The 26,247-nt window shown below is 71.3% G+C and carries 31 protein-coding genes and 1 riboswitch; of the genes, 24 read left to right on the top strand and 7 right to left on the bottom strand.

Features of this window, described 5'->3' with window-relative positions; all coding sequences use genetic code 11:
* Positions 1-132: 132 nt before the first annotated feature.
* The gene (locus O7614_RS17730) at positions 133-336 is read left to right on the top strand and encodes a hypothetical protein (protein ID WP_278139571.1); all 204 of its coding nucleotides are present in this window, start codon (positions 133-135) and stop codon (positions 334-336) included.
* On the opposite strand, the gene O7614_RS17725 is transcribed toward O7614_RS17730, so the two are convergent.
* The 3 genes from O7614_RS17725 to O7614_RS17715 form a co-directional block, all read right to left on the bottom strand.
* Complete coding sequence (locus tag O7614_RS17725; RefSeq protein WP_278139570.1) at positions 337-813, bottom strand: hypothetical protein; 477 nt, start codon at positions 811-813, stop codon at positions 337-339.
* Positions 810-1,022, bottom strand: coding sequence for a phosphatidylethanolamine-binding protein (locus O7614_RS17720; protein WP_088989541.1), 213 nt, complete (start codon positions 1,020-1,022; stop codon positions 810-812). The genes O7614_RS17725 and O7614_RS17720 overlap by 4 nt, the downstream gene beginning before the upstream one ends.
* Positions 1,023-1,094: 72 nt before the next feature.
* A complete protein-coding gene (locus O7614_RS17715) occupies positions 1,095-1,976 on the bottom strand; it encodes a universal stress protein (RefSeq protein ID WP_278139569.1) in 882 nt (293 codons plus the stop codon).
* Positions 1,977-2,093: 117 nt separating this feature from the next.
* On the opposite strand from O7614_RS17715, the gene O7614_RS17710 reads away from it, so the two are divergent.
* The 15 genes from O7614_RS17710 (at position 2,094) to O7614_RS17640 (ending at position 13,746) form a co-directional block, all read left to right on the top strand.
* The gene (locus O7614_RS17710) at positions 2,094-2,840 is read left to right on the top strand and encodes an SAM-dependent methyltransferase (RefSeq protein ID WP_278139568.1); all 747 of its coding nucleotides are present in this window, start codon (positions 2,094-2,096) and stop codon (positions 2,838-2,840) included.
* 71 nt (positions 2,841-2,911) lie between these two features.
* A complete protein-coding gene (locus tag O7614_RS17705; RefSeq protein WP_278139567.1) occupies positions 2,912-4,084 on the top strand; it encodes a PP2C family protein-serine/threonine phosphatase in 1,173 nt (390 codons plus the stop codon).
* A 53-nt stretch (positions 4,085-4,137) separates the two neighbouring features.
* On the top strand, positions 4,138-4,602 hold the full coding sequence (locus O7614_RS17700) for a MarR family transcriptional regulator (protein ID WP_278139566.1): 465 nt from the start codon (positions 4,138-4,140) through the stop codon (positions 4,600-4,602).
* 290 nt (positions 4,603-4,892) lie between these two features.
* Positions 4,893-5,525, top strand: coding sequence for a CDP-alcohol phosphatidyltransferase family protein (locus O7614_RS17695; protein ID WP_278139565.1), 633 nt, complete (start codon positions 4,893-4,895; stop codon positions 5,523-5,525).
* Positions 5,522-6,466, top strand: coding sequence for a DUF881 domain-containing protein (locus O7614_RS17690; RefSeq protein WP_278139564.1), 945 nt, complete (start codon positions 5,522-5,524; stop codon positions 6,464-6,466). The genes O7614_RS17695 and O7614_RS17690 overlap by 4 nt, the downstream gene beginning before the upstream one ends.
* A complete protein-coding gene (locus O7614_RS17685) occupies positions 6,463-6,795 on the top strand; it encodes a small basic family protein (protein ID WP_278139563.1) in 333 nt (110 codons plus the stop codon). Before O7614_RS17690 ends, O7614_RS17685 begins: the two co-directional genes overlap by 4 nt.
* Positions 6,796-6,806: 11 nt before the next feature.
* Positions 6,807-7,865 carry a DUF881 domain-containing protein gene (locus tag O7614_RS17680; protein ID WP_278139562.1) on the top strand — a complete coding sequence of 353 codons (1,059 nt, stop codon included), beginning with the start codon at positions 6,807-6,809 and terminating at the stop codon, positions 7,863-7,865.
* A 60-nt stretch (positions 7,866-7,925) separates the two neighbouring features.
* Positions 7,926-8,306 (top strand): glycine cleavage system protein GcvH, encoded by a 381-nt coding sequence (gene gcvH / locus O7614_RS17675; protein ID WP_278139561.1) that lies wholly within the window; start codon positions 7,926-7,928, stop codon positions 8,304-8,306.
* Positions 8,307-8,521: 215 nt separating this feature from the next.
* Positions 8,522-8,974 carry an FHA domain-containing protein gene (locus O7614_RS17670; protein WP_007071101.1) on the top strand — a complete coding sequence of 151 codons (453 nt, stop codon included), beginning with the start codon at positions 8,522-8,524 and terminating at the stop codon, positions 8,972-8,974.
* Positions 8,975-9,024: 50 nt separating this feature from the next.
* Positions 9,025-9,723, top strand: coding sequence for a MerR family transcriptional regulator (locus O7614_RS17665; RefSeq protein ID WP_278142293.1), 699 nt, complete (start codon positions 9,025-9,027; stop codon positions 9,721-9,723).
* A gap of 185 nt (positions 9,724-9,908) precedes the next feature.
* Positions 9,909-10,373: a bifunctional nuclease family protein gene (locus O7614_RS17660; RefSeq protein WP_088951760.1), complete on the top strand. Its 465-nt coding sequence runs from the start codon at positions 9,909-9,911 to the stop codon at positions 10,371-10,373.
* A 182-nt stretch (positions 10,374-10,555) separates the two neighbouring features.
* Entirely contained in the window at positions 10,556-11,152 is a 597-nt protein-coding gene (locus O7614_RS17655; RefSeq protein ID WP_278139560.1) for a MerR family transcriptional regulator, read from the top strand.
* 260 nt (positions 11,153-11,412) lie between these two features.
* Complete coding sequence (locus O7614_RS17650; protein ID WP_278139559.1) at positions 11,413-11,811, top strand: group 1 truncated hemoglobin; 399 nt, start codon at positions 11,413-11,415, stop codon at positions 11,809-11,811.
* A 2-nt stretch (positions 11,812-11,813) separates the two neighbouring features.
* Positions 11,814-12,995 (top strand): globin domain-containing protein, encoded by a 1,182-nt coding sequence (locus O7614_RS17645; protein ID WP_278139558.1) that lies wholly within the window; start codon positions 11,814-11,816, stop codon positions 12,993-12,995.
* 52 nt (positions 12,996-13,047) lie between these two features.
* A complete protein-coding gene (locus O7614_RS17640; protein WP_278139557.1) occupies positions 13,048-13,746 on the top strand; it encodes a cell division protein DivIVA in 699 nt (232 codons plus the stop codon).
* Between the two features lie 27 nt (positions 13,747-13,773).
* Here the strand turns inward: O7614_RS17640 and O7614_RS17635 are convergent, their stop codons facing one another.
* A complete protein-coding gene (locus O7614_RS17635) occupies positions 13,774-14,430 on the bottom strand; it encodes an SDR family oxidoreductase (RefSeq protein ID WP_278139556.1) in 657 nt (218 codons plus the stop codon).
* A 145-nt stretch (positions 14,431-14,575) separates the two neighbouring features.
* Between O7614_RS17635 and O7614_RS17630 the strand changes: the two genes are divergently transcribed.
* The 3 genes from O7614_RS17630 to gcvP all read left to right on the top strand — a co-directional run bounded on the left by O7614_RS17630 (position 14,576) and on the right by gcvP (position 19,683).
* Positions 14,576-15,643 (top strand): MerR family transcriptional regulator, encoded by a 1,068-nt coding sequence (locus O7614_RS17630; RefSeq protein ID WP_278139555.1) that lies wholly within the window; start codon positions 14,576-14,578, stop codon positions 15,641-15,643.
* Positions 15,644-15,728: 85 nt separating this feature from the next.
* Positions 15,729-16,580: an NAD-dependent protein deacetylase gene (locus O7614_RS17625; protein ID WP_278142292.1), complete on the top strand. Its 852-nt coding sequence runs from the start codon at positions 15,729-15,731 to the stop codon at positions 16,578-16,580.
* Positions 16,581-16,687: 107 nt separating this feature from the next.
* Positions 16,688-16,786: riboswitch (glycine riboswitch) on the top strand.
* A 74-nt stretch (positions 16,787-16,860) separates the two neighbouring features.
* Entirely contained in the window at positions 16,861-19,683 is a 2,823-nt protein-coding gene (gene gcvP / locus O7614_RS17620; protein ID WP_278139554.1) for an aminomethyl-transferring glycine dehydrogenase, read from the top strand.
* A gap of 131 nt (positions 19,684-19,814) precedes the next feature.
* Here the strand turns inward: gcvP and O7614_RS17615 are convergent, their stop codons facing one another.
* A complete protein-coding gene (locus O7614_RS17615; protein WP_278139553.1) occupies positions 19,815-20,015 on the bottom strand; it encodes a DUF5999 family protein in 201 nt (66 codons plus the stop codon).
* Positions 20,016-20,138: 123 nt separating this feature from the next.
* Here O7614_RS17615 and O7614_RS17610 point away from each other — a divergent pair, with 123 nt between their 5' ends.
* Both O7614_RS17610 and def read left to right on the top strand, forming a co-directional pair.
* The gene (locus tag O7614_RS17610) at positions 20,139-21,440 is read left to right on the top strand and encodes a chorismate-binding protein (protein WP_278139552.1); all 1,302 of its coding nucleotides are present in this window, start codon (positions 20,139-20,141) and stop codon (positions 21,438-21,440) included.
* Positions 21,441-21,450: 10 nt separating this feature from the next.
* Positions 21,451-21,960: a peptide deformylase gene (gene def / locus O7614_RS17605; RefSeq protein WP_278139551.1), complete on the top strand. Its 510-nt coding sequence runs from the start codon at positions 21,451-21,453 to the stop codon at positions 21,958-21,960.
* A gap of 3 nt (positions 21,961-21,963) precedes the next feature.
* On the opposite strand, the gene O7614_RS17600 is transcribed toward def, so the two are convergent.
* A complete protein-coding gene (locus O7614_RS17600; protein WP_278139550.1) occupies positions 21,964-22,734 on the bottom strand; it encodes a GNAT family N-acetyltransferase in 771 nt (256 codons plus the stop codon).
* Entirely contained in the window at positions 22,734-23,507 is a 774-nt protein-coding gene (locus O7614_RS17595; protein ID WP_278139549.1) for a TSUP family transporter, read from the bottom strand. The genes O7614_RS17600 and O7614_RS17595 overlap by 1 nt, the downstream gene beginning before the upstream one ends.
* 183 nt (positions 23,508-23,690) lie before the next feature.
* On the opposite strand from O7614_RS17595, the gene O7614_RS17590 reads away from it, so the two are divergent.
* The 3 genes from O7614_RS17590 to O7614_RS17580 all read left to right on the top strand — a co-directional run bounded on the left by O7614_RS17590 (position 23,691) and on the right by O7614_RS17580 (position 26,175).
* The gene (locus tag O7614_RS17590; RefSeq protein WP_278139548.1) at positions 23,691-24,470 is read left to right on the top strand and encodes an endonuclease/exonuclease/phosphatase family protein; all 780 of its coding nucleotides are present in this window, start codon (positions 23,691-23,693) and stop codon (positions 24,468-24,470) included.
* A gap of 746 nt (positions 24,471-25,216) precedes the next feature.
* On the top strand, positions 25,217-25,378 hold the full coding sequence (locus O7614_RS17585; RefSeq protein WP_278139547.1) for a hypothetical protein: 162 nt from the start codon (positions 25,217-25,219) through the stop codon (positions 25,376-25,378).
* Complete coding sequence (locus O7614_RS17580; RefSeq protein ID WP_278139546.1) at positions 25,375-26,175, top strand: MBL fold metallo-hydrolase; 801 nt, start codon at positions 25,375-25,377, stop codon at positions 26,173-26,175. The genes O7614_RS17585 and O7614_RS17580 overlap by 4 nt, the downstream gene beginning before the upstream one ends.
* Positions 26,176-26,247 lie beyond the last annotated feature (72 nt).

Raw genomic sequence — 26,247 nt, 5'->3', positions numbered from 1 at the left:
GGTGCCGGGTACCCGATCCGCGCCCCGCTAGCCGTCGCGCCGGCGGACGGGGCCGGAATGCCGCCCCGGCGGGCGGGTATGCCGACGGTGGAGGCGGTCGATGCCGCCTGCCGTACCGGAGGGAGACACCCCGTGACGAACCCGCAGCAGCAGGAGTTCCGCCGCAACGCGCTGGGCGCGACCAGCCAGGACAACAAGGGCCCCGCCCCGGGCGGGCATCCGGCCAACCGTGGCACGTCGCGCGGCGACGCCGGCCGACCGGTGCCCAAGGGGCAGGTGTCGCCGTACGGCCCGGCCGGTGAACCGGTGGCCGAGGACGACAGCGGCACCCGCTGATCAGCGACTGCGACCTGACGGCCGCCGCAACCTGTTCCAGGTGGCGGCGGCCGTCAGTCCGTACGCGAGGTGCGGGATGACGTCGGAGACCCAGTCGGAGCGCCGCCAGGTGCGCGGGTCACTGATCCCGAGTGCGGTGATCGACCCGTCGGTCATGGTCATCACACCCGCGCCGAGCAGTCCGGTGGCCACCGGCAGCGGTTGCCGCCGATCACCGGCGTAGAGCGCGAACGCGACGCCCGCGGCGATGCCCAGCCCGTAGCCGATCAGGGGTCCGAGCCCGGAACGGCGGTTGGCCCTCCGGTCCCCGGACCCCAGACTCACGTGGGCGATCCCGGCCAGCTTGTCGACGGTCTCCTGCGGGACGTCGCTCTCCGGCCGCCCTCGCAGCGCCATGTCGAGGTAGCTGACCACGTTCAACGCGGTGCTCCCGACGGCGCCCGCGATGGCGCCGTCGGCCACGTCGACAGCCCTCACTTCGGGTCGCCCGGTTCGCGCTCGCTCTTCGGGCCGTACGTACGGTCGCCGCGCACCACGCCTCGTTGGCCGCGATCCTCCTGCAGGATCCGGTTCGCGACCTGGTTGGCCTTGCCGTCGGGTACACGGCGTCCGGAGTCGTCGATCGCGTTGCGCAACCGCGCCCGCTGCTTGTCGTACGCGTTGCTGCCGGGCCGTGGTCCTGGCATCTGCTGCCTCCTTCGTCGGCGGTCTGGGCGTACCGCGGCCGTCTACCCGTCTGCCGCCGGCCCAACCCCGTGCTAGTGCGGCCCGCGTACCACGGCGACCGGGCACTGCGCGTGGTGCAGCAGCGACTGACTCACCGACCCCAGCAGCAACCCGGTCACCTCGCCGCGCCCCTGCCCACCCACCACCACCAGTTGGGCGGAGCGGGTCGCCTCGGCGAGCACGCTGCCGGTTCGTCCGCGTACCGCCTTGCAGGTGAGCCGCACCGTCGGGTGGGCCTCGGTCAGCCCGGTCAGCCACTCGGCGAGCATCCGCTCCTGCTGGCCGTGCAGCTTCGCCTCGTCGTACACCAGGGGTTGCATGTCGCCGGGACCGCTGCTGCCGGGGTGCCGGTAGGCGTGCAGCGCGACCAGCGGCACACCGCGGGACACGGCGGTCTCGGCGGCGAAGTCGGCCGCCTCGCGGGAGGCCGCCGAACCGTCCACCGCGACCAGCACCGGCTCGTCGGGGCGATGCGCGCCGCGGGCCACCAGCACCGGGCAGTCGGCGTACGCGGCGACCTGCACCGCGACCGAGCCGACCACCAGCGCGGAGAAGCCGCCCAGTCCGCGGTCGCCGAGCACGATGAGCGCGGCGGTGGTGGATTCGCCCACCAGCACCGCGGCTGCCTCGCCGTCGATGATCTCACCGGAGATCGACAGGCCGGGCGCGGTCGCCTCGGCCTCGGCCACCGCTGCCTTGACCAGTTCCTCGGCCCCGTGGCGTAGCCCGCCACCGGGCGGCGCGCCCGGGGCGGGCGAGGTCGGCACGTGCAGCAGCGGCCAGATGAATCCGTGGACGACCCGCAGCGGTCGGTGCCGCCGCGCGGCCTCGCCGGCGGCGAGGCGTACGGCGCGCAGCGCCGGCTCCGAGCCGTCCACGCCGACCACCACCGCAGCGTTGTTCGCCGAGTTCACCGCCCACCTCCCGCCCGCGGTCAGTATCGCGGTCCCGGGCGCCCCCGCGTCGCGATACCGCAGAGCCCGTGGGGGTCGGTACGCTGGCGACGACCGGCCGGGGAGGGGGCGTCGTCGATGGGTGAACCGGACCAGCCGAGCACCGCGCGGATGATCGACTTTTGGCTCGGTGGGGAGCACCACTTCCCGGTCGACGTGGCCGCCGCGAGCGCGTTCGAGCAGGCGTACGGGCCGTGCGCACCGGTGTTCCGGGAGCTGCGGGCGTTCCTGGGCCGGGCGGTGCGGGCGATGGTCGAGCAGGGTGTGGACGGTTTCCTGGTGTTCGGCGCCGGGGTGCCTACCCGCGGCAACGTGCACGAGGTCGCCACCGACGCGACGGTGCTCTACACCGACGTCGACCCGGTCACCATCCGGCTGGGGCAGAGCATCCTCGCCGGTAGCGACCGGGCCGGCTACGGCTTCGGTGACGCGACCGACATCGGAACGATCGACCCGGCGCAGTTGCACCGCTTCGTGCCGGGCTGGGGGCGACGGCCGGTCGGGGTGGTCTTCCTCGGGCTCGCCGCGTTCCTCGACGACGACACGCTGACCCACACGCTCGACGAGCTGTACGCCGCTGCCGCACCGGGCAGCCTGCTCGCCGTGGACTTCGACACCGAGGAGCTGGCGGGTCACCCGCAGGCCCTGGCGATGATGGGGCCGCAGTTCCGGATGCGTCCGCCGGCGGCGTTCACGCCCCTGCTGGGTCGCTGGGTGCCGACGGGGGACGGGATCGTCCCCGTCACCGATTGGCGGCCGGAGGGTCCACCGGCGCAGGTGCCCGACGCGTTCCACGGCGTGCTCGCGACCCGGGCTGGCGACTGACCGCACGGATTCGGCGTCCGGGGGCGTCCGTATGATGCTTGCCCTGTAGCAAGCTTCTCGAGAGGACGACCATGGTGGACGTGCCGGACGTGGTGTCGCGCGCGCTGCGCGACGCCCCGCCCGACCAGCTGGCGGAGGCGGCGGACCGGGTGATCCGGTCGACGATGGGTGCGCTGCGCACCGACGTGTTCGTCGCCGACTACCGGATCAGCGGGCTGTGGCCGCTGCTGGATCCGGACCTGCCGGCGGCGGGTTTCCTGGCCTGTCACACCGTGGCGCAGCGCTGTTTCAGCAGCCAGCAGCCGGTGCGCGACGGCGAGGGCCCGTGCCGGCTGTACCTGCCCCTGACGGTGTGGGGGGAACGGCTGGGTGTGCTGCTGATCGAGCTTTCCGACGTACCCGGCCCGGCGGTCACCGGCCGCGCGACGGACATGGCCGGCGCTCTGGCGGTGGCGATGCGCGCGGCCGACCGGGAGACCGACCGTTACCGGCGGGCGCGCCGCCGCGAGCGACTCACGATGGCCGCCGAGATGCAGTGGGACCTGCTGCCCGGTCGCAGCGTGGCGCACGAGGCCTTCGACCTGGCGGGTCAGCTGGAGCCGGCGTACTCCGTGGGTGGGGACCACTTCGACTGGTCCCTGGACGGGCACCGTCTCACCCTGACGGTGCTCAACGGCGAGGGCAGCGGTCTGGCCGCGTCGATGCTGACCTCGGTCACGGTCAACGCGATGCGCAACGCGCGTCGTTCCGGCGGGGGCCTGGTGGAGCAGGCCGAGTTGGCCTCGGACACGGTCTTCTACCAACACCGGGGCCAGCGGTACGTGGCCACCCTGCTGCTGGAGGTGGACACTCGCAGCGGTCAGGTGCGGGCGGTCGATGCCGGTTCCCCGCACCTGCTGCGGATGCGGGGGTCCGTGGTGGAACAGATCAAGCTGGACCAGCAGCTGCCGTTGGGGATGTTCGCGGAGACTCGCTACGAGCTGCAGGAGTTGCGCCTCGAACCGGGTGACCGCCTGTTCGTGGTGAGCGACGGGGTGTGGGCCGCCGAGCCCCCGGGTCAGGAGCCGTACGGGCAGCGCGTGATGGCGCGCTCCCTGCGCGCCACGCGGTTGCAGCCGGCGGCCGAGGCGGTTGGTACGGTGATGCGCGAGCTGCACGCCTACCACGCGGAGTCCGATCTGCGGGACGACGCAGTCGTGGTCTGTCTGGACTGGCGCGGTCCACGTGAGCGGGGCAACGGGTGAGGGCCGCCGCTTCGCCGGGCGGCCAGCAGCGCGACGACGGCAGGGGACATCGGGTGGAGCGACCTGCGGATCTCGCCGCGGCGATCAACGCGGCTGCCGAGGCACTGATCGCCGTCCTCGACTCGGCCGCGTCGCGCCACCAGGTGCCGCCCACCCAGTTGCGGGTGCTGACACTGATCAGTGGCCGGCAGGAGACCAACGTCAACGGGTTGGCGGAGCTACTGGACGTGGTGCCGTCGTCGGCGAGCCGTCTCTGCGACCGGCTGGAGGCGACCGGGCTGTTGCGTCGGGTGGCCGATCCACGGGACCGACGCGAGGTGCGGCTGGTGCCGACCCCGGCCGCGTTGACCCTGTTGGGGGAGTTGGCCGAGCGACGGCAGCGTGCGGTGCAGGCGGTGTTGGATCGGATGCCGACGCGGATGCAACACGATCTGTTGCTGGCGTTGGTCGGGTTCGCCCGGGCGGCGACGCAGCCGGGGCCCGAGCAGCAGACCGATCCGGCGGCGCAGACGGCCTGACCCGGAGTCAGGCTTCCACTAGTATCCTAGGACGCTCTACACGTGGTGATCCACGCCACAGTGCGGCAAGACCGCACCGGATGCCACGCGGCGGCACCCGGGAGCTCAGCGCAAGCCCGATATAGTGACAGCGCACTTACCGGCCCGCGATCATCGAGATCGCGGGCCGTGTCAGGGGAGGGCCCCGCCCGGGGCCGCAGGGGAGCCGGCGGTGGCCGGCCCGACAGCACGCACACCCCTCAGCCACGCCCGACGTCGGCTGGGGGCCCACGTGCCGTGGAGGAGGATCGGTGTCGCGTCGGCCGGCCCGGGCAGAGCAACCGCCGGACACCGGTGACCAGACCCCCGGCAACCAGGTGCTCACCCTGCCCAACCTGATCAGCTTCGGGCGCCTGCTGGGCGTGCCGCTCTTCCTCTACCTCTTCCTGGTCAGCCGGGCCGACGTGGCGGCGATCGTCGTGCTCGCCATCGGCGGCACCACCGACTGGGTCGACGGTTGGATAGCCCGCCGCCTGCGCCAGGTGAGCCGACTCGGCGAGCTGCTCGACCCCCTCGCGGACCGGCTCTACATCCTCGCCACCCTGGTCGCCTTCACCGCGCGTGAGGTGGTGCCGTGGCAGTTCACCGCGGCGCTGCTGGCCCGCGAGTTGCTCCTGCTCGGCTCGCTGGCGGTGCTGCGTCGCTACGGGTACGGGCCGCCGCCGGTGCACTACGTGGGCAAGACCGCCACGTTCCTGCTGCTCGCGGCGTTCCCGGTGTTGCTGTTGGCGACCGAGTGGAGCGCCGCGGCGACGGCGACGGCAGCGATCGGGTGGGGACTGGCCTGGTGGGGCCTGGTGCTCTACTGGGTGGCCGGCGCGATGTACGTCGTACAGGCGGCTCGGTTGGTGCGCGCTGCGCGTGACCCGGGAGGGGCGGCGTGAGCGCGCCGCAGCTCGGGAAGCCCGGCCAGGACCGGGTGTACGCGCCGGACTTCCTGACCGAGCTGTTCCGCAACCCGCTGGATCCGGGGTATGCGGACGCGGCGGCTGCCCGCCGGCGGTCGGCGGAGTCCGGGCCGGTGCGGGGGTGGCGGGCCCGGTCGGCGCGGACGATCAGCCTGGTCGTGGTGGTGATGCTCGGTTTCCTGTTCGCTGTCGCGTACCGGCAGACGATGGCGGACGAGCCGGGGCGCAGCCAGGCCCGTTCCGGTCTGGTGGCGCAGATCAAGGAGCGGGAGGGTCAGACCGACCGGTTGTCCACGCGGGCGGACCAGCTGCGCGAGGAGGTCAGCCGGCAGCGGGACGCGGCGTTGAGTGGATCCGCGGCCGCCCGGCTGCGCGACCTGGAGGCGAGTACGGGGCTGGGTCGGGTGCGCGGTGACGGTGTGGTGGTGCGGTTGGCGGACGCGCCGGACAACGCGGACGCGGTGACCGGCGCCGGAGCTGGTCCGCCGCGGGTGCTCTACAGCGATCTGCAGGGGGTGGCCAACGCGTTGTGGAGTGCCGGCGCGGAGGCGATCGCCATCAACGGGCAGCGGTTGACGTCGACGTCGACGATCCGGTCGGCGGGCGAGGCCATGCTGGTGGATTTCCGGCCGGTGACCGGGCCGTACGAGGTGTCGGCGATCGGTCCGGGTTCGATGCGGCGCAAGTTCGAGAACAGTCGGAACGCGGCGTTGATGCGGGAGGTCGCGCAGAAGACCGGGTTGTCGTTCGGTGTGCGGGAGTCGGACGACCTCACCCTGCCGGCGGCTGCGGAGCCGCAGCTACGCTACGCCAAGCCGTCGGTCAGTCCGAGCCCTTCTGCGTCGGGTGTCCGGTCCGGCAGTCCCGGGTCGTCCGGTCCGACGACGACAGTTAGCCCCTCCGGAGGTGGCCGATGATCGCGGTGCTGGCGTTGCTCGCCGGTGTGGTGCTCGGTGTGTTGCTTGATCCCGCGGTGCCGGCGGCGTTGCAGCCGTACCTGCCGATCGCGGTGGTGGCCGCGTTGGACGCGGTGTTCGGTGGTGTGCGGGCGAGGTTGGACCGCATCTTCGACGACAAGCAGTTCGTGGTGTCGTTCATCTCGAATGTGCTGGTCGCTGGTCTGATCGTGTATCTGGGTGACCAGTTGGGGGTCGGCGGGCAGTTGTCCACCGGTGTGGTCGTTGTGTTGGGTGTGCGTATCTTCGGCAACGTGGCGGCGATCCGCCGGCACCTGTTCCGGGCGTAGGTTGGGTTGCGATGAGTGACGAGCAGACCGACACGGGGACGGGGTGGCCGCAGCCGGCGGGTCCGGCGCGGCCGGGTGGGCCGGCGGGTGAGCCTGATCCGCGGCCGGATGCGCCGGATCCGGACGAGTTGAGCCCGTTGGCGCCGCAGGGTGAGCCGGCGGTGTCGGAGCCGGGTGATGAGCCTGTGGTGGAGCCGGTCGACGACGGCGCGACGGTGGATCTGAGCGCGGTGTCGCGGTCGAGGGAGCCGGTGGCGAGTTCCGGCGGGTTGGCCGAGCCGGTGGCGAGCTCTGATGGAATGGCCGAGCCGGTGGCGAGCTCTGACGGGTTGGCCGAGCCGGTCGGGGAGTCGGCGCCGGTGGTGGCTGGGCGGTCCCGGTTGAGTGCGGCCGGGGTGATGATCGTGGCGTTGTTGGTGTTGTTGGGTTTCACGTTGGTCGTGCAGTTGAAGACGACGTCGAAGGACCCGACGTTGGCGGCGACGCGGCAGGAGGACCTGGTCCGGATCCTGTCGGATCTGGATGCGCGGGAGAACCGTCTTCAGCAGGACATCCGTGCGCTGGAGGACAGCCAGCGGCAGTTGCAGTCGGGTGAGCAGGGTCGTCAGGCGGCCCTGGACGAGGCGACGCGGCGGGCGGACGAGTTGGGGATCCTGGCGGGTACGTTGCCGGCGGTGGGCCCGGGCCTGACGGTGCAGTTCGATTCCGGGGGCAAGCCGATCACGGCTAACCGGGTGTTGGACGCGGTGCAGGAGTTGCGGGGCGCGGGGGCGGAGGCGATGCAGATCTCCGGTGGTGATCGGGCGACCGTGCGGATCATCGCGTCGACGTACTTCCTGGATGGGGACAACGGGTCGTTGGTGGTGGAGGGGCGTCGGTTGACGGGGCCGTACACGATCACGGTGATCGGTGATCCGGCGACGATGCGTACGGCGTTGAACATTCCTGGTGGGGTGGTGGCGTCGGTCCGGGGTGGCGGCGGTAACGTGACGTTTGGGGAGCGTGAGGTTGCCGAGGTTTCGGCGCTGCACGTGCCGATCAAGTTGGAACACGCCCGTCCGGTCTCCTGACCGGCGCGGCCGCGCCGGACCCGGGTGGTCCGGGGCACCGATGGATGAAGGACGCGTCTGGTGATTCCTGAGGATCTGCGATACACCGCCGAGCATGAGTGGGTGGCGGGTGACGGCACGGGTGTGATCCGGGTCGGCATCACGCACTTCGCGCAGGACGCGCTGGGTGACATCGTGTACGTGCAGTTGCCCGAGGCGGGTGCGGTGGTCGCGGCCGGTGACTCGTTGGGTGAGATCGAGTCGACCAAGAGCGTGTCGGAGATCTACGCGCCGGTGGCGGGCACGGTTGCGGCCCGCAACGAGGCGTTGGGTGACACGCCGGAGCTGATCAACACTGATCCGTACGGTGAGGGTTGGTTGGTGGAGATCACGCCGAATGATCCGACGGCGACGGATGGGTTGCTGACGGCGGGCGCGTATCAGAAGATCACCGAAGGCTGAGTGAGCTTGTTCCGGTGCGTGTGCTGTCTGCGCGCGTCCGGTTGCCCTGCATTTCGGCGCTGGCTAGGCTCGCCCAGTCGACCGAGAACCCAAATAGTTGAGCGTTGCGGAATTGCCTTCCCGGGCACGGGGAGCCAGCCGCCGGGTGTGCACGTGCCCGGCGGCCAGACCCGCCATTACCCGACGCCGACCGAACAGATCCGTGAGGTGGTCCCATGACGCGGCCAGACGACGAGTTCCCCCCACTCGACGTCACTTCGACGCTCAATCTCGGTTCGCTCGACGAAGTGCTGGAAGGGCCGGACACCGATGTGGTGCCGAGCCGGATGTCCGGTTCGTTGCCGCCGGGTATGGCGCTGCTGGTGGTTCGTCGAGGTCCGAATGCGGGTGCCCGGTTCTTGTTGGACCACGATGTGACGACCAGTGGCCGGCATCCGGACAGTGACATCTTCCTCGATGACGTGACGGTGTCGCGTCGGCACGCGGAGTTCCACCGTGATGGTGGGACGTTCACGGTGCGGGACGTGGGCAGCCTGAATGGCACGTACGTGAATCGTGAGCGCGTCGAGGCGGCCACGTTGAGTAATGGTGATGAGGTTCAGATCGGTAAGTTCCGGGTGGTGTTCATCGCCGGTCCGCGCCCGGAGGAGGAGGCCGGCCGGGGGTGAACGAGCCTGCGGCCTCCACGTCACCCGGTGCGGCCCGGTCTCAGCCGCTGATGAGCATCGGTGAGGTGCTCGGGCAGTTGCGGGTGGATTTTCCGGACACCACGATTTCGAAGCTGCGGTTTCTTGAGGCCGAGGGGCTGGTCGAGCCGCAGCGGACGGCGGCGGGTTACCGGAAGTACAGCTGGGACGATGTGGCGCGGTTGCGGTTCGTGTTGACCGCGCAGCGGGACCGGTATCTGCCGTTGCGGGTGATCCGTGAGCAGTTGGCGCAGTGGGATTCGTCCGGTGAGCAGCCGGAGAGGTCGCGGCCTGCGTTGGTGGCTGTTGGTCCTGATGGTGCGGTGCCGGGTCGTGAGTCGGAACCGGCCGAGTCGTCGCAGGTGCGGCTCGGCCGGGCGGATCTGGTGTCGCGCAGTGGGATCGACGAGTCGACGTTGGTGGAGTTGGAGCGGCTCGGTGTGCTGGTGTCGGATCCGCCGGGGTGGTATGACGCGGATGCGTTGATCATCGCCTCGGCGGTGGCGGGTTTGGCGTCGTACGGGTTGGAGCCTCGGCACCTGCGGGGTTATCGGACGGCGGCGGACCGTGAGGTGGGTCTGTTCGCGCAGTTGGTGGCGCCGTTGGCGCGGCAGAGTGATCCGGCGGCGCGGGCGCGGGCTGCGGAGACGGCGCGGGAGTTGGTGGCGTTGTCGGAGCAGTTGCACGCGGCGTTGGTGCGGGTGGGTTTGCGGTCGACGTTGGGTCGTTGATGGTGCCCGGTGGGTGGTGGCTGAGCGGAAAGATCTCTTCCGGGAAGCGTGCCGTAGGCTTGCCGGGGTAACCCCTTTCTGGCGCGGGCGTGGTGCTGTAGCGCATGGGACGGCCGTGTCGCGGTCCGTGTACCGTGCAGGGAAGGGCGCGGTGCGGCGTAGGTGACAACGACACGGAGGCGGCGGTGCGCGAGCTGAGCGTGGTCGGAGTTCGGGTGGAGTTGCCTAGCAACCAGCCGATCGTCCTGCTCAGGGAGGTCGAGGGGGACCGCTATCTGCCGATCTGGATCGGTGCGGTCGAGGCGACGGCTATCGCTTACGAGCAGCAGGGGGTCAAGCCGGCCCGGCCGTTGACTCATGATCTTCTGCGGGATGTGTTGGCGGCGTTGAAGGCGCCCTTGCAGGCGGTGGAGATCACTGAGCTCAAGGAGAACGTGTTCTACGCGGATCTGTTGATCGGTGATGGGGTGCGGGTGTCGGCGCGGCCGAGCGATTCGATCGCGTTGGCGTTGCGTGTCGGTGCGCCGATTCGTTGTTCGGAGCAGGTCCTCAGCGAGGCGGGGATCGTCATCCCTGATGAGCAGGAGGACGAGGTGGAGAAGTTCCGCGAGTTCCTGGAGCAGGTGCGTCCGGAGGATTTCGCGGGCTGAGGTGGGCCCGGGTGTCACGGTCGGTGATGCCGTGGTGCGGTTGGTGATCTTTCTCGGTGGCTGCGCGGCGTGTCGCGTCGGTTCCTCCGTGGTAACCCCTGAAGGTGGCTATAGGGTTGCCGTGTCGAGGGGTGCGCGTCCCGGAAACGACGCGTCGCCGCACTGACGGGGAGGTTGTCCGGATGCACGAGCCGCAGGATTCCGATCCGGGTCGAGAGTGGGTTGAGCCGGGTGCCTCGTCGCCGCAGGTGGCGGTCGAGGGTGAGGGTTCGGTTGGCTACCGGGGTGTGACGGCCTGCCACGCGGTGGGCATCAGTTACCGGCAGTTGGATTACTGGGCGCGGACGACGCTTGTGGTGCCGAGCGTGCGGGACGCCTCGGGTTCGGGGACGCAGCGGTTGTATTCGTTCCGGGATCTGGTGGTGTTGAAGGTCGTGAAGCGGTTGTTGGATGCGGGGGTGTCCCTGCAGAACATCCGTAAGGCGATCGAGGCGTTGCGGTCGCGTGGTGTGGAGGATCTGGCTGGGATCACGCTGATCTCCGATGGGACGACGGTGTATGAGTGCCGGTCTCCGGAGGAGGTGGTCGACCTGTTGCAGGGTGGTCAGGGCGTTTTCGGGATCGCGATCGGTGGGGCTTTCAAGGAGATCCAGGGGTCGTTGTCGCATCTGCCGGCGGAGCCGGCGACGAGCGGGCCGGTGGAGTCTGCGGTTGATTCTGATGCGGATCCGGTCGGTGACGAGTTGGCGGCGCGGCGGGCGCGGCGACGGGCTGGCTGAGCGTTCCCATTTCCCGGTCTTTTTCCGGCTGGTTTTCTCGCGACCCTCGGTGACGGTGGTGGGGGCCGGTGGGTCTGTGCGGTCGATTGTGGATACGGTGGGTGTTCTTGCGGTGGCCGATTGTGGATCTACCTGTCGGTAGTGGTGACGCAGCGTGTCAACGCATTGTCGGGAACCCGATACGGAGGCGCTGACCGGAGGCGTTTGACACGCTATGGTCCCTGACGGTTCTGGACCCTTCACCCCCGGAAGGAACGACCGTGACGGTTACCGACGAGACTGCTCCCGCTTCGCACTACGACCGCATTGGCGGTGCCAGTTCGGTCAAGGCGGCGGTTGAGCTGTTCTACGACAAGGTGCTCGTGGACCCCGAGTTGGCCGGTTACTTCTCCGATGTGGACATGGCCGGTCAGCGGCGGCATCTGACGTTGATGTTGACCACGGTGTTGGGTGGTCCCAACGAGTACACCGGTCGTGGGTTGGCCGAGGCGCATCAGCCGTTGAACATTCCGGTGGAGCACTACGCGAAGGTGGGCGAGCACCTGACGGTGACGCTGACCGAGTTGGGTGTTCCGGCGGACGTTCTGGCTGATGTGCAGACGGTGTTGGGGCAGGTGCAGGACCAGGTGGTGGCCCGCGGAAACCGGTCGGGCGCCTGAGCGTGGACGCGGCCCGACTCAAGCAGAGCTGGTCGCTGGTTGCCGCTCACGGCGACCAGGTGCCGCTCTACTTCTACTCGACGTTGTTCCTGGCTCATCCTGAGACGCGGCAGATGTTCCCGACGAACATGGCCGGGCAGCGGGACCGCCTGGTGACCGCGTTGGGGCACATCGTGTCCAATGTGGACCAGGTCGAGCACCTGGTGGGTTTCCTGCAGGATCTCGGTGCCGATCACCGTAAGTTCGCGGTCCGTGCGGAGCATTACCCGGCGGTCGGTGAGGCGCTGGTGGCGACGCTGCAGCATTTCCTGGCGGATCAGTGGACCGACGAGTTGGCGGCGGACTGGACGGCCGCGTACGGGTTGGTCGCGCAGGTGATGACGGAGGCCGCGCAGGCCGCCGAGGCGGTGAACCCGCCGTGGTGGGTGGCGGAGATCGTGGCGCATGAGCGGCGGGCGTTCGACGTGGCGGTGTTGACGGTGCGTCCGCAGTACCTGTTGCCGTTCACCCCGGGTCAGTCGGTGGGGGTGTCGCATCCGTCGGTGCGTTCGTGGCGGTACTACTCGCCGGCGAACGCGCCCCGCGCGGATGGCACGTTGGAGTTGCACGTGCGGGCGGCGCCGGGTGGCGCGGTGTCGTCGCGGTTGGTGTACGGGTCGGCGGTGGGTGATCGGGTCCACCTGGCGGCGCCGGTGGGGGAGCGGCTGGCGTTGTGGTCGGCGGGGTCGAGTGACCTGCTGTTGTTGGTGGCGGGTACGGGCTGGGCGCCGGTGAAGGCGTTGGTGGAGCAGGTGGCGGCGGAGGGTGCGCGCCGACGCGTGGACCTCTATGTGGCGGCGCGTTCTCGTAGTGAGCTCTACGACAGCGAGGCGATCGACAAGTTGGCGTCGTCGCATCCGTGGTTGACGGTGACGTACGTGGTGGGTGCCGACGTGCACCGGCCGGGGGAGTTCGTGCACGCGGTGGACCGGGCGTTGGCCGACGGTGACTGGCGTTCCCGGCACGTGTTCGTGTGCGGGTCGGATGAGATGGTTTCGCACGCGGTGCAGACGTTGGTCCAGGCGGGTTTCCACCCGGGTCAGGTGCATCACGAGGGTCTGGGTTCGCAGTGGTACGGCTCGGCCTGGCGGACGGCGGTGCAGGAGGCGGGCGCCGGTGACACTTCGGGAGGTGGGCTCAGGTGAGCGCGCGCGGTGAGCTTGCGAGTCCTGTAGTCGCGGACGGAGGCGGGAACAGGTGAGCGCGACCCCGATCAGTCGGTATGACGGGATGCAGATTTCCGGCGGTGTGCAGGTGCGGATGACCGCCGATCGGGTTCGGCGGTGGGAGTTCGGGTCCGCGTCGTTTGCCCGGCGTGGTTACGACAACGCCGACGTGGACCGGTTCCGGGTGCAGGTGGCCGACGAGTTGGACCTGTTGGCGACGCAGATCGCGACGTTACGGGCGGAGAACGAGCGGCTGACCGACCGGGTGGAGTTGCACCGGCACGGGGTGATCCCGAGTACGGGGGCGGCGGCGAAGGTCCCGGCGGCGCGTGAGGTGAATCTGCTGTCGGCGGCGCAGCGTGAGGCGGAGCAGATCATCGCGCAGGCGCACGACTACGCGCGGCGGGTCGCCGAGTATGCCCGGGTGCAGTACGAGAGCTACATGCAGGCCGCGGCGCAGGAGGCGAAGCAGGAGGCGGAGCGGGTGGTGACGGAGTACCGCAGCGCGGCGGGGCCGAGCTTCGACGACACGGTGGCCACCCGGGAGGCGTTGCGGATCTTCGGCGAGATGATGGTGTCGCACATGCAGGCAGCGGCGCGGCATCTCGACGACGGCAGTGAGCATCTGGCGCGCACGATGGACCGGATCGCGGCGCAGACGCCGGGGGCGCCGTTCGCTGCCGGTGCGGCGGCGGGCCAGTCGGCGTTGCCCCGGCACCAGCAGCGCTGACCGCGCCGAGGCACGTCGGCGGGCCGGTCAGGTGGTGGTGGCGCGGACGGCGTCGGCGATCGGGGTCGGCCCGGCGACGAGTTCCAGGGTCGTACCGGTGGTGCGTGGTTCGTCGAGGAGCACGGCGAGGACGTGGGCGACGTCGGCGCGGCTGATGGCGCCGCGTCCGGCGTGCCGGGTGAGGGTGACGGTGGCGGTGGGCGGGTCGTCGGTGAGGCGTCCGGGTCGCAGCACCGTCCAGTCCAGGTCGCGCTCGCGTAGGTCGTCCTCGGCGGCGCGTTTGGCGCGCAGGTATGCCGCCCACACGTCGTCGGTGCCGGCGGCCGGTGGGTCGTCCACGCCCATCGAGGAGACGAGCAGGTAGCGGCGGACACCGGCGTTGGTCGCGGCGTCGGCGAGGAGCGCGGCGGCGGCCCGGTCGACGGTGTCCTTGCGGGCGGCGCCGCTGCCGGGGCCGGCGCCCGCGGCGAAGATCACCGCGTCGGCGTCGGCGAGGTGCGCGGTCAGGTCGGCGACCGGGGTGTGTTCCAGGTCGCAGACGACGGGTGTGGCGCCGGCGGCGCGTACCGTCTCGGCCTGCGCGGGGTTGCGGATCAGTCCGACCGGGGTGTCACCGCGCTCGGCGAGGCGACGGTGCAGCAGCAGGGCGATCTTGCCGTGGCCTCCGGCGATGACGACACGCATGCGCCCAACCTACCGGCGGTGTGGGTGCGGCGCAGCGACAGCCCGGGGCCGGGTCCCCCTGCCCGGACGGGCTTGACCTTGACCTTCGGGTAACCCTCAACCTGGGTGTGCCGGTCGCCGTGGCCGGTACGAGGAGGGTGTCGACGTGGGGCTCATGACCATCGGGGTGTTCGCGCAGGCGGCGGGACTGACGCCGAAGGCGCTGCGCCTGTACGACCAGGTGGGGCTTGTGCCACCGGCCGCTGTCGACGCCGAGTCCGGGTATCGGCTCTACGACCCGGCCCAGTTGCCGTCGGCCCGGTTGGTCGCCCAGCTTCGGGGCATCGGCATGCCGTTGGCGACGATTCGCGTCGTGTGTGGGTTGGATCCCGCGGCGGCGGCTGAGGCGATCACCGCGTACTGGCGGCGGGTCACCGCTGACACGGCGGCTCGCGCCCGGCTCGCGACCATCCTCGTTGACCACCTGTCTGAAGGGGGCGCCACCATGTCTGACCCGAGTTCCGCTGTCGCTGTCCGCTACGCCGCCCGTTGTGACACCGGTTTGGTGCGCGACAGCAACGAGGACGCCGCGTACGCCAGCGACCGGTTGCTGGCCGTCGCCGATGGCATCCGGGGGCCCGGTGGGGCTGCCGCCAGTGCCGCCGCGATCGACGCTCTCACCCCGCTGGCGCTGGTGGACGCGCCGGCCGTGGATCTGTTGACGATGCTCGCCGGTGGGGTCGCCGACGCTGACCGGAGTGTGCGTGGGTTGGCCACCGACGAGGACCAGCCGGGTACCACGCTGACCGCGTTGGTGCGCAGCGGTTCCCAACTGGCTCTCGCGCACGTCGGTGACTCCCGGGCGTACCTGTTGCGCGATGGTGAGTTGTCGCTGCTCACGCAGGATCACACCTGGGTGTGGGCGCAGGTGGATCAGGGCCGGCTCGACCGGGCCGAGGCCGCGGCGCATCCGGAGCGCGCGTTGCTGGTGCGTGCTCTCGGCTCCGGGGCGCAGGTGGAGGTGGACCTGGCGTTGCGTACCGCCCGGCCGGGTGACCGGTACCTGCTCTGCTCGGATGGGTTGTCCGCGGTCGTCGACCGGGCCGCGCTGCATTCGGCGTTGGCGGCGCCGACGGATCCAGGGGACACGGTGCGGGCGTTGGTCGACCTGGCGTGGGCCGAGGGGGCGCCGGACAACATCGCCTGCGTCGTCGCCGACGTCGTCGTGGGGTAGCCGTCGCGGTGCCGTCGCGCCGTCGAACCCCGGCCCGAGCGGGGGTTCGGCGGCGGGTGGCGGGTTGAGGCAGCATAAAGGGGTGATGGAGAGCCTCGACGCGTTGACCTCGCTGGTGGCCGGCGGTGGGGTGGTGGTGCTCAGCGGTGCCGGCCTGTCCACCGAGTCGGGCATCCCGGACTACCGGGGCCCGAGTGGGGTGGCGCGGCGGCACACGCCGATGACGTTCCAGGCGTTCACCCGGGATCCGCTGGCCCGGCGGCGTTACTGGGCGCGCAGCCACCTGGGGTGGCGGTTGATCGCCGGTGCGGCGCCGAACGCCGGGCACCGGGCGGTCGCCGGGTTGCAGCGGGCCGGTCTGGTCGACGCGGTGATCACCCAGAACGTCGACGGTCTGCACGGTGCGGCCGGCAGCACGTCGGTGATCGAGTTGCATGGTCGCCTCGACGAGGTGACCTGCCTGGACTGCGGCAACCTGACCTCCCGGGAGGAGTTGGACCGGCGGTTGCGCGAGGCGAACCCGGACTTCGTGGCCCGGGTCGCCGCGGTGAACCCGGACGGTGATGTCGATCTCCCCGACGAGCAGGTGGCGACGTTCCGGATGGTGGACTGCGGGATCTGCGGAACCGGCATGTTGAAGCCGGACGTGGTGTTCTTCGGCGAGACGGTGCCGCCGCAGCGGGTGGCGCGGTGTTTCGCGGCGGTGGAGCGGGCTCGGTCGTTGCTGGTGCTGGGGTCGTCGTTGACGGTGATGTCCGGGCGCCGTTTCGTGATTCGGGCGGCGAAACAGGGCATCCCGGTGGCGATCGTGAACCAGGGGCCGACCCGTGGTGACGGGCACGCCAGGGTGTGCGTCGACGCGCCGCTGGGCGCGGTGTTGCCGCAGCTGGCCGCCCGGGTCAGCGGCAGCGAGGTCGTCACGCCGGCCGGGGTGTGACGGCGGCCGGGGTGTAACGGTCACGGGGTGAAAGCCCGCTGTGTGCACGGCCCGGGGGTAGGACATCTGGCCGTAACACCGTCGCTGGTAGCGTTGACCGTGCCGGTAACACCCACGTGGGAGAGACCGCCCGACAGCACGCAGGGCGGCGCCGAAGGGGCAAATCCTCCCCGGAACCTCTCAGGCAAAAGGACCTCGTGGGCAGGCACTGTGGAGCGCCGCACCTGGGTGTGACAGAGGGGGAGGCCGACACGTCGACCTCGCCCCGGGAGTGCCCCCTATGACCGTCGAGCAGTTCGCCACCCGTCACATCGGTCCCGGCCCCGACGATGAGCGTCGCATGTTGGAGGTCGTCGGGCACGGCTCGATCGACGAGCTGATGGACGCCGCGATCCCCGAGGTGATCCGCTGGCACGGCACCCTCGACCTGCCGGATCCGGCCACCGAGGCCGAGACGATCGCCGAGCTGCGGGCCCTCGCGGCCCGCAACACCGTCGCCGTCTCCATGATCGGGTTGGGGTACCACGGCACGTACACCCCGGCGGTGATCCGCCGTAACGTGCTGGAGGACCCGGCGTGGTACACGGCGTACACGCCGTACCAGCCGGAGATCAGCCAGGGCCGCCTCGAGGCGCTGCTGAACTTCCAGACCATGGTCACCGACCTGACCGGCCTGGCCACCGCGAACGCCTCCATGCTCGACGAGGGCACCGCCGCGGCCGAGGCGATGACCTTGGCGCGGCGGGCGTCCAAGAGCAAGAGCCCGGTGTACGTGGTCGACGCCGACGCGTTGCCGCAGACCATCGCGGTGATCACCAGCCGGGCGCAGCCGCTCGGCATCGACGTGCGGGTCCTCGACGTCGAGCGCGACGAGTTGCCCGCGGAGTTCTTCGGGCTGCACCTGCAGTACCCGGGAGCGTCCGGTGCGGTGCGCGACCACGCCGCGCTGGTCGAGGCCGCGCACACCGTCGGGGCGCTGGTGACCGTCGCGGCGGACCTGCTGGCGTTGACGCTGCTGCGGGCACCGGGGGAGATCGGGGCGGACATCGCCGCCGGCACCACCCAGCGTTTCGGCGTACCCATGGGATTCGGTGGTCCGCACGCCGGTTACCTGGCGGTGCGCTCGGGCCTGGAGCGGATGCTGCCCGGGCGCCTGGTCGGGGTGTCGCGCGACGCGGACGGCAACCCGGCCTACCGGTTGGCGTTGCAGACCCGGGAGCAGCACATCCGGCGGGAGAAGGCCACCAGCAACATCTGCACCGCGCAGGTGCTGCTCGCGGTGATGGCCGGCATGTACGCCGTCTACCACGGCCCGGACGGGCTGCGGGACATCGCGGCGCGTACCCATGACATGGCGGCGCGGCTCGCGGCCGGGCTGCGCGCCGGTGGCGTCGACGTCGCCGACGTCGCGTTCTTCGACACCGTCACCGCGCGGGTGCCGGGCCGGGCCGCCGAGGTGGTCGCGGCGGCCGCCGAGCGGGGCGTGAACCTGCGGCTGGTCGACGCCGACCGGGTGGGCGTGTCCTGCGACGAGACGACCACCCGCGCGCACCTGGCGCAGGTGTGGGCGGCGTTCGGTGTGCCCGCGTTCGACGGCGACGCGGACGCGGCCCTGCCGGCCGGTCTGCGCCGCGACACCGACTTCCTCACCCACCCGGTGTTCCGCAGCCACCACTCGGAGACGGCGATGCTGCGCTACCTGCGGCGGCTGTCGGACTTCGACTACGCCCTGGACCGGGGCATGATCCCGCTCGGGTCGTGCACGATGAAGCTGAACGCCACCACGGAGATGGAGCCGGTCAGCTGGGCGGAGTTCGCGAACATCCACCCGTTCGCGCCGGACTCGCAGACCGTCGGGTACCGGGAGATGATCGGCCAGTTGGAGTCGTGGCTGGCGGAGGTGACCGGCTACGACGCGGTCAGCGTGCAACCCAACGCGGGTTCGCAGGGTGAGTTGGCCGGGTTGCTGGCGATCCGTTCCTACCACGCGTCGCGCGGCGAGACGCACCGCGACGTGTGCCTGATCCCGTCGTCGGCGCACGGCACCAACGCGGCGTCGGCGGTGATGGCCGGCATGCGGGTCGTCGTGGTGGCCTGCGACGAGGACGGCAACGTCGACCTCGTCGACCTGGACGCGAAGGTCGACAAGCACCGGGACGCGCTCGCCGCGATCATGGTGACGTACCCGTCGACGCACGGCGTCTACGAGACGGGCATCGCGTCGCTGTGCGCGAAGGTCCACGACGCCGGCGGTCAGGTGTACGTCGACGGGGCGAACCTCAACGCCCTGGTCGGGTTCGCCAAGCCGGGCAAGTTCGGGGCGGACGTGTCACACCTGAACCTGCACAAGACGTTCTGCATCCCGCACGGCGGCGGCGGCCCCGGTGTGGGTCCGGTGGCGGTACGCGCGCACCTGGCGCCGTTCCTGCCCGGTGACCCCCTCGGTGCGCACGTGGACGCCACCCCGGCGATCTCGGCGGCTAAGTACGGCTCGGCGGGCATCCTGCCGATCCCGTGGGCGTACCTGCGGATGATGGGCGCGCAGGGGCTGACCCGGGCCACCGGTGTGGCGGTCCTCGCCGCGAACTACGTGGCGACGCGCCTGCGGGGGCACTTCGGCGTGCTGTACGCCGGCAACAAGGGCCTGGTGGCGCACGAGTGCATCCTCGACCTGCGGCCGTTGACGAAGGCGACCGGCGTGACGGTGGACGACGTGGCGAAGCGGCTGATCGACTACGGCTTCCACGCACCGACGATGTCGTTCCCGGTGGCCGGGACGCTGATGGTGGAGCCGACCGAGAGCGAGGACCTGGCCGAGCTGGACCGGTTCTGCGACGCGATGATCGCGATCCGGGCGGAGATCGAGCAGGTCGGGTCGGGGCAGTGGCCGGCGGGGGACAACCCGCTGGCGAACGCGCCGCACACCGCGGCGATGGTCAGCGGTGACGAGTGGTCGCACGCGTACCCGCGGTCGGTGGGCGCGTACCCGGCCGGGGTGGACCGGGCGGGGAAGTACTGGCCGCCGGTGCGGCGCATCGACGGCGCGTACGGCGACCGGAACCTGGTCTGCTCGTGCCCGTCACCGGAGGCGTTCGAAGACTGAGCTTGGCGACGGGCGCGCCGGGGCGGGCGCTGTGTGCCGCCCCGGCAGCCGCTGCGACCTGGGCGTGGCGTCCCTTACCGGGGGACTGGCCTGGGTCGAATGGCGGCTAGTCGGTGACGCTGAGTGGTCGGTCAGGCCACGAGGGCGTGGCGGGCGGGGCCGCGGTGCGGTGCGATGCTGCTGCCGTCGGGGAGGATCTCGCCGGTGTCCTCGAAGACGATGACACCATTGCAGAGCAGGCTCCAGCCCTGCTCACGGAAGCAGGCGAGGACTCGCGCGGCTTCCCGGTCGGTGGCTTCAGCGGAGGGGCAGGTCGGTTGGTGCTGGCACATCGGGTTCTCCGGACTGTGGGGGCACTGTGTCATGGTTCACATGACCAGTGACGCACAGTACCAAGCGAAAGTGTCCAGCATCGAGCAGGTGCCCGGCTGTCGCACCGGAAATCCACTGAACGGATGAGGAAGGTCGGACCGTACGGCGTGGAAACGCTCCCACAGGTGTGCGCCGCGGGCAGCGGCCCGGCCACAACGGCCGCGGGCAGCGGCCCGATCGCCGTGGCCGCCCACCGCGGCCCGGCCGCACCGGTCGATGTGCCGGCGGCCCCGGCCGCGTGCCGAGGCGCGCTCACCGAACGCGCCCGCCTGCAGTGGCACCTGCGCGACGGAGGCGACCCCGCCGCCCTCGCCGAGCAGTTCCTCGCCGCGCACGGCCTGCCACTGCACGACCTGAGCCGACCCGCCACCGCTCACCATCACCGTGCCGGGGTCTGCGGGGCGGCGCTCTACCTGTCCGCCGCCGCCGGGGCGCACCTGGCCGGCGCGCCCACCACGGCGCCGGAGCCCGCGCCGACGCTGCCCGACCTCACCGTCGTCGTCTACGACCACCACCCGGCCCCGGCCGGCCCACCCGACCCGCCCGCGTCCGGGTGGTGGCTCGGCGAGTGGACCGAGAGCTGGACCCGCCGCCAGCACGCCGACGCCGTCACGAGCGTGCGCGCCGCGATCGGGCGCGGCGACGTCTACCAGACCAACCTCGTCGGACACGCCGCCGCCCGCTACACCGGCGACCCGCTACCCGCCCTGCGCCGCCTCGGCGCGCTGCCCGGCGCCCGCTACGCCGGCGTCCTCACCGGCGACGGCTGGGCCATCGGCTGCGCCTCCCCGGAAACCCTCATCGAGGTCACCGACGGGCACCTGATCACCCGACCTATCAAGGGCACCCGCCCGGCCACCCCCGCCGGCCGCGCCGAACTGCTCGCCAGCGCGAAGGAACGCGCCGAACACGTCATGATCGTCGACCTGGAACGCAACGACCTCGCCCGCATCGCCCGCACCGGCAGCGTCACCGTCGACGACCTGTTCACCGTCCGCCGATGGTGCGACCTGTGGCAGGCCGAGTCGACGGTACGGGCGGCCGCCGCCGACGGCCTGGGCCTCGCCGACCTGCTGCGCGCCACCTGCCCCGGCGGGTCCGTCACCGGCGCCCCGAAACTCGCCGCCCTCACCCAGATCAACGCCCTCGAACCCGTCGGCCGGGGCGCCAGCATGGGCGCGCTGGGCTGGGTCGCCCCCGGGCGCGTCGACCTCGGCCTGACCATCCGCACCGCCGCCGCCGACGGCCAGCACCTGCACACCTGGGCCGGCGGCGGCATCACCTGGGACAGCGACCCCGCCGCCGAGGTCGCCGAAGCCGCCGCGAAGACCGCCCCGATCCGTGCCACCCTGGCCGGACGCCGAACCCGCCGACACCGGCGATAAACTGCCGGTCATGACCATGCGGCCCATCCGGATCATCGGCGACCCCGTCCTGCGCACCGAATGCGAGCCGGTCACCACCTTCGACGCCGAACTGCGGGCCCTCGTCACCGACCTGATGGACACCCTGCTCGGCGAGCCCGGCCGCGCCGGCGTCGCCGCACCACAGATCGGCGTCAGCGCCCAGGTGTTCGTCTACGACGCCGACGGGCACCGCGGCCACCTGATCAACCCCACCCTGGAGCTGTCCGACGAACTCCAGGACGACGAGGAGGGCTGCCTGTCCATCCCCGGGCTGTACTTCCCGACCGTGCGGGCCCTGCACGCCACCGCGCGCGGCGTCGACCAGAACGGCGAGCCGCTCACCATCTCCGGCACCGGGTTCCTCGCCCGCGCCCTGCAACACGAGACCGACCACCTGCGCGGCACCCTCTACGTCGACACCCTGCGCGGCGACGTCCGCCGCCGCGCCCTGCGGGAGATCCGCGCCGGCCGCTTCGACTCACCCAGCCGCCACCGCTGACACCTACCGGGCCGTCAACGTCCACTCGTCGTAGTCGGCCACCCGGGTGAACCCCACCCGCTCGTACAGGCGCACCGCCGCCGCGTTGTCCGCCTTCACGTTCAACGTCACGTGCGTGACGCTCGCCCGCAACCGCGCGCACAACCCAGCCACCACCGCCGCGCCCAGACCCCGCCCCCGCCACCGCGGATGCGTCGTCACGTTACCCAACGCCGCCACCCGGTACGCCGGCGAGAACACGTGCACCCCCGCCACCGCGATCAGCTCACCGCCGTCACGGACCCCCAGGTACTGCCCGGTGTCCAGCATCCGCGCGTCGAACCAGTTCCCCGGGTACGACCGCTCGTACAGCTCACCGACCTGCGGCAGGTCCGCCGCGCCGAGCACCACACCCGCCGGGGCCACCGCCGCAAGCCGCGCCGGATCCGTCAACGCCATCCGGTGATGCCGGCCACCGGGCTCGAACCGGAACGACCCGGACAGAGCGTCGACCAGCCCGGGAGACAGGTGCGCGTACAGCCGGGCAGGCAGCACCGGCGCCAACTCGGCCAGCAACGCCGCCATCGCCGCGGTGTCCGCCGGCGCGGCGAACGCCAGCACCGTCGGCGGGTCCACCCCGTGGTACAGCAACACCACCTGCTCACCCCGGCGGAACCACGACGTGTACGGCCAGAAGAAGTCATCCAGGTCGCCCAACTGGTAGGCGTGCAGCACCGGATCACGACCCAGCAGCTCGGCCAGGACAGCCCGGTCGTGCTCCGCCCGCACCGGCATCAGCCGGCCACCCACTGGTCATGGCCGAGCTTCGCGACCAACGCCACCACCACCACCAGCAGGACCACCCGCACGAACCCCGACCCGCGGCGCAACGCCATCCGCGCCCCCAGCACCGCGCCGGCGATGTTGCACACCGCCATCGCCGCGCCCAACAGCCACCACACGTGCCCGGTCACCCCGAACACCACCAACGCGCCCAGGTTCGTGCCCGCGTTGACGACCTTCGCCATCGCCGACCCGTGCACGAAGTCCGCGCCGACGAGCGCGGTGAACGCCAACACCAGGAACGTCCCCGTCCCCGGACCGATCAACCCGTCGTACAGGGCGATCCCCACACCGGCCACCGCGATCACCACGCCCACCCGCACCGGAGTGCGCTTCGCCGGCACCGCCACCACGCCCATCCGGGGACGCAGCAACACGAACACCGCCACCGCCACCAGCACCACCAACACCACCGGCCGGTACGCCGACGCCGGCACCGCCCCGGCCAACGCCGCGCCCACACCCGCGCCGAGCACCGCCAACCCGGCCGCCGGCCCCGCCACCCGCCAATCGACCCTCGTACGCCGGGCGTACGTCGCCGCCGCCGTGGACGTACCGAAGATCGCCGCCAACTTGTTCGTGCCCAACGCGGTAGCCACCGGCAACCCCGGGGCGGCCACCAACAACGCCGGCAGCAGCAACAACCCACCACCACCGACCACGGCATCGACCCACCCGGCCAGCGCGGCGGCGGCCAGCAGCGTACTCAGCGTCACGGCGTCCACGGGCGGCAATTCTTCCCACCCGACGCGCCCGACCGGCCCCCCGAGTGGGAGAACTCACCGGTCACCGGTCCCGCGTACGCCGCAACCACACCCCCAACGCGCCCACCGCCACGAACACCACCATCGAACACAGCAACACCTTCACCACCGGGCAACCATGCCACGGGCACGTAAGGTGCAGGAGTGCGCCTGGCCACCTTCAACCTGCTGCACGGACGATCCCTCACCGACGGGCTCGTCGACTCCGACCGACTCACCGCCGCCATCAGCGCCCTCGACGCCGACGTGCTCGCCCTGCAGGAGGTCGACCGCGACCAACACCGCAGCGGCAACCTCGACCTCACCGCCATCGCCGCCCGCGCCCTGGGCGCACCACACCACCGCTTCGCCGCCGCCGTCGTCGGCACCCCCGGCGAACACTTCCGCCCCCTGCGCCACGACGACGACGGGCACGGCGAACCCTGCTACGGCATCGGCCTCATCAGCCGACACCCCGTTCGCAGCTGGCACGTCACCCGACTCAAGCCCGCCCCCGTCCGCTCACCGGTCTACGTACCCGGCCCCCGCGGCGGCCTGATCCTGCTGCACGACGAACCCCGCGTCGTCCTCGCCGCCGTCCTGGACACCCCACACGGCCCGCTCACCGTCGCCGCGACCCACCTGTCCTTCGTGCCCGGCTGGAACGCCCGCCAACTCCGCCAGACCGTCCGCGCCCTCCGCGCGCTACCCGCCCCCCGCGTCCTGCTCGGCGACCTCAACCTGCCCGCCGGCGCGGCCCGGCTCGTCTCGGGCTGGCACCCCCTGGGCCGGCGCCCCACCTACCCCGCCGGGCAACCCCGCGTCCAACTCGACCACATCCTCGCCGACCGGCACGCCCTCGAGCAGCTCCCACCGGTACGCGCCGTCACCGCGCCACCGTCCACCATCTCCGACCACCGCCCGCTGCTGGTCGACCTCGGCTGAACTCGCCGCCCGAAAAGGCCGCCATCGTGGGCCACCGATGTCTAGGGTGGGCTCACCGACACCACCGCCGTTGCGCCATCGCCACCCCCGACAGCCACGGAGCTGACCATGAGCGACACGCCGGACACGATCGTCCTCATCCACGGGTTCTGGGTCACCCCCCGCAGCTGGGAACACTGGGCCACCCACTACCAGGACAAGGGGTTCCGGGTGCTCACCCCGGCGTACCCCGGGCTGGAAGTCGAGGTCGAAGCCCTCAACGCCGACCCCAGCCCTCTGGAGACACTGACCGCGCCGCAGGTCGTCGAACACCTCTGCGCGGTGCTCGACGCGCTGCCGAACCCGCCGATCATCATGGGCCACTCCGCCGGCGGGGCATTCACCCAGGTGCTCCTCGACCGCGGCTACGGCGCCTCGGCCGTCGCCCTCAACTCGGCGCCCACCGAAGGCGTCAAGGTGATCCCTTTCTCGCAGCTGCGCTCCACCTTCCCCGTGCTGAAAACCCGGCCAACCGGCACCGTGCCGTCGGGTTCAGCTTCGAGCAGTGGAACTACGCCTTCACCAACACGTTCCCCGAACCCGAGGCCCGCGCCCTGTACGAGCGCTACGCCATCCCCGCCTCCGGCGGCATTCTCTGGGACAGCGTCCTGGCCAACCTGCTGCCCGGCCCACAGGACATCGCGGTCAACTACCACAACGACCAGCGCGCACCGCTGCTGTTCATCTCCGGCTCAGAAGACCACATCATGCCGCCCAGCGTGCAGCGCTCCAACGCCTCGCACTACAAGGGCGACACCATCACCGAGATCAAACTCTACGACGGGTACGCGCACCTGCTCCCCGCCCAGCAGGGCTGGCAGCAGATCGCCGACGACGCCCTCGACTGGGCCCTACGGCACGCCCGATGAGCACCGTGTCGCCGCTGCGGATCACCCACATCGGCGGCCCCACCACGCTGATCGAGGTCGGCGGCTGGCGGCTACTCACCGACCCGACGTTCGACCCACCCGGTCGGCGCTACACCTTCGGCTGGGGCACCTCGTCGCGAAAGGTCACCGGCCCGGCCGTCCCCGCCGCCGACCTCGGCCCGATCGACGCGGTGCTGCTCAGCCACGACCACCACGGCGACAACCTCGACGACGCCGGCCGCACGCTCCTCACCGATGTGGGCACAGTGCTCACCACCGTGGCGGGCGCGCGTCGGCTCGGCCCCGACACCCAGGGCCTGCGCCCCTGGCAGACCACCCGACTCGCGCACCCCGCACGGCCGACGATCGACGTGACAGCGACCCCGTGCCGGCACGGCCCACCACTGAGCACCCCGATCGTCGGCGACGTCATCGGCTTCACCCTGCGCTGGGCCGGCCAACAACACGGCGCGCTGTGGATCACCGGCGACACCGTGCTGACCCGCCGGGTACGCGACGTGGCCACCCGCATCCCGATCGGCACGGTGCTGCTACACCTAGGCGGGGTGCGATTCCCCATCACCGGACCGCTGCGCTACTCCATGACCGCCCGCCGGGCCGTACGGTTGTGCGCCGCGCTGCGACCCCACACCGCGATCCCGGTGCACTACGAAGGCTGGCAGCACTTCCAGGAGCCCCGCGAGGTCGTCGAGCGGGCGTTCACCGCCGCCCCACCCCCCGTACGCGACAGCATCCGTTGGCTGACACCGGGCGAACCCGCCACCATCACCGCGTAACCACGGCGGGGGAGCGCGACGCTGACTCGCAAGATTCCCTCAAGATCATTGCATCGATGAACACCGACGATC

Source organism: Micromonospora sp. WMMD961 (genome assembly GCF_029626145.1).
GTDB lineage: Bacteria > Actinomycetota > Actinomycetes > Mycobacteriales > Micromonosporaceae > Micromonospora.
The sequence above is the reverse complement of the archived record's forward strand: the minus strand, read 5'-3'. Positions and strand labels throughout refer to the sequence as shown.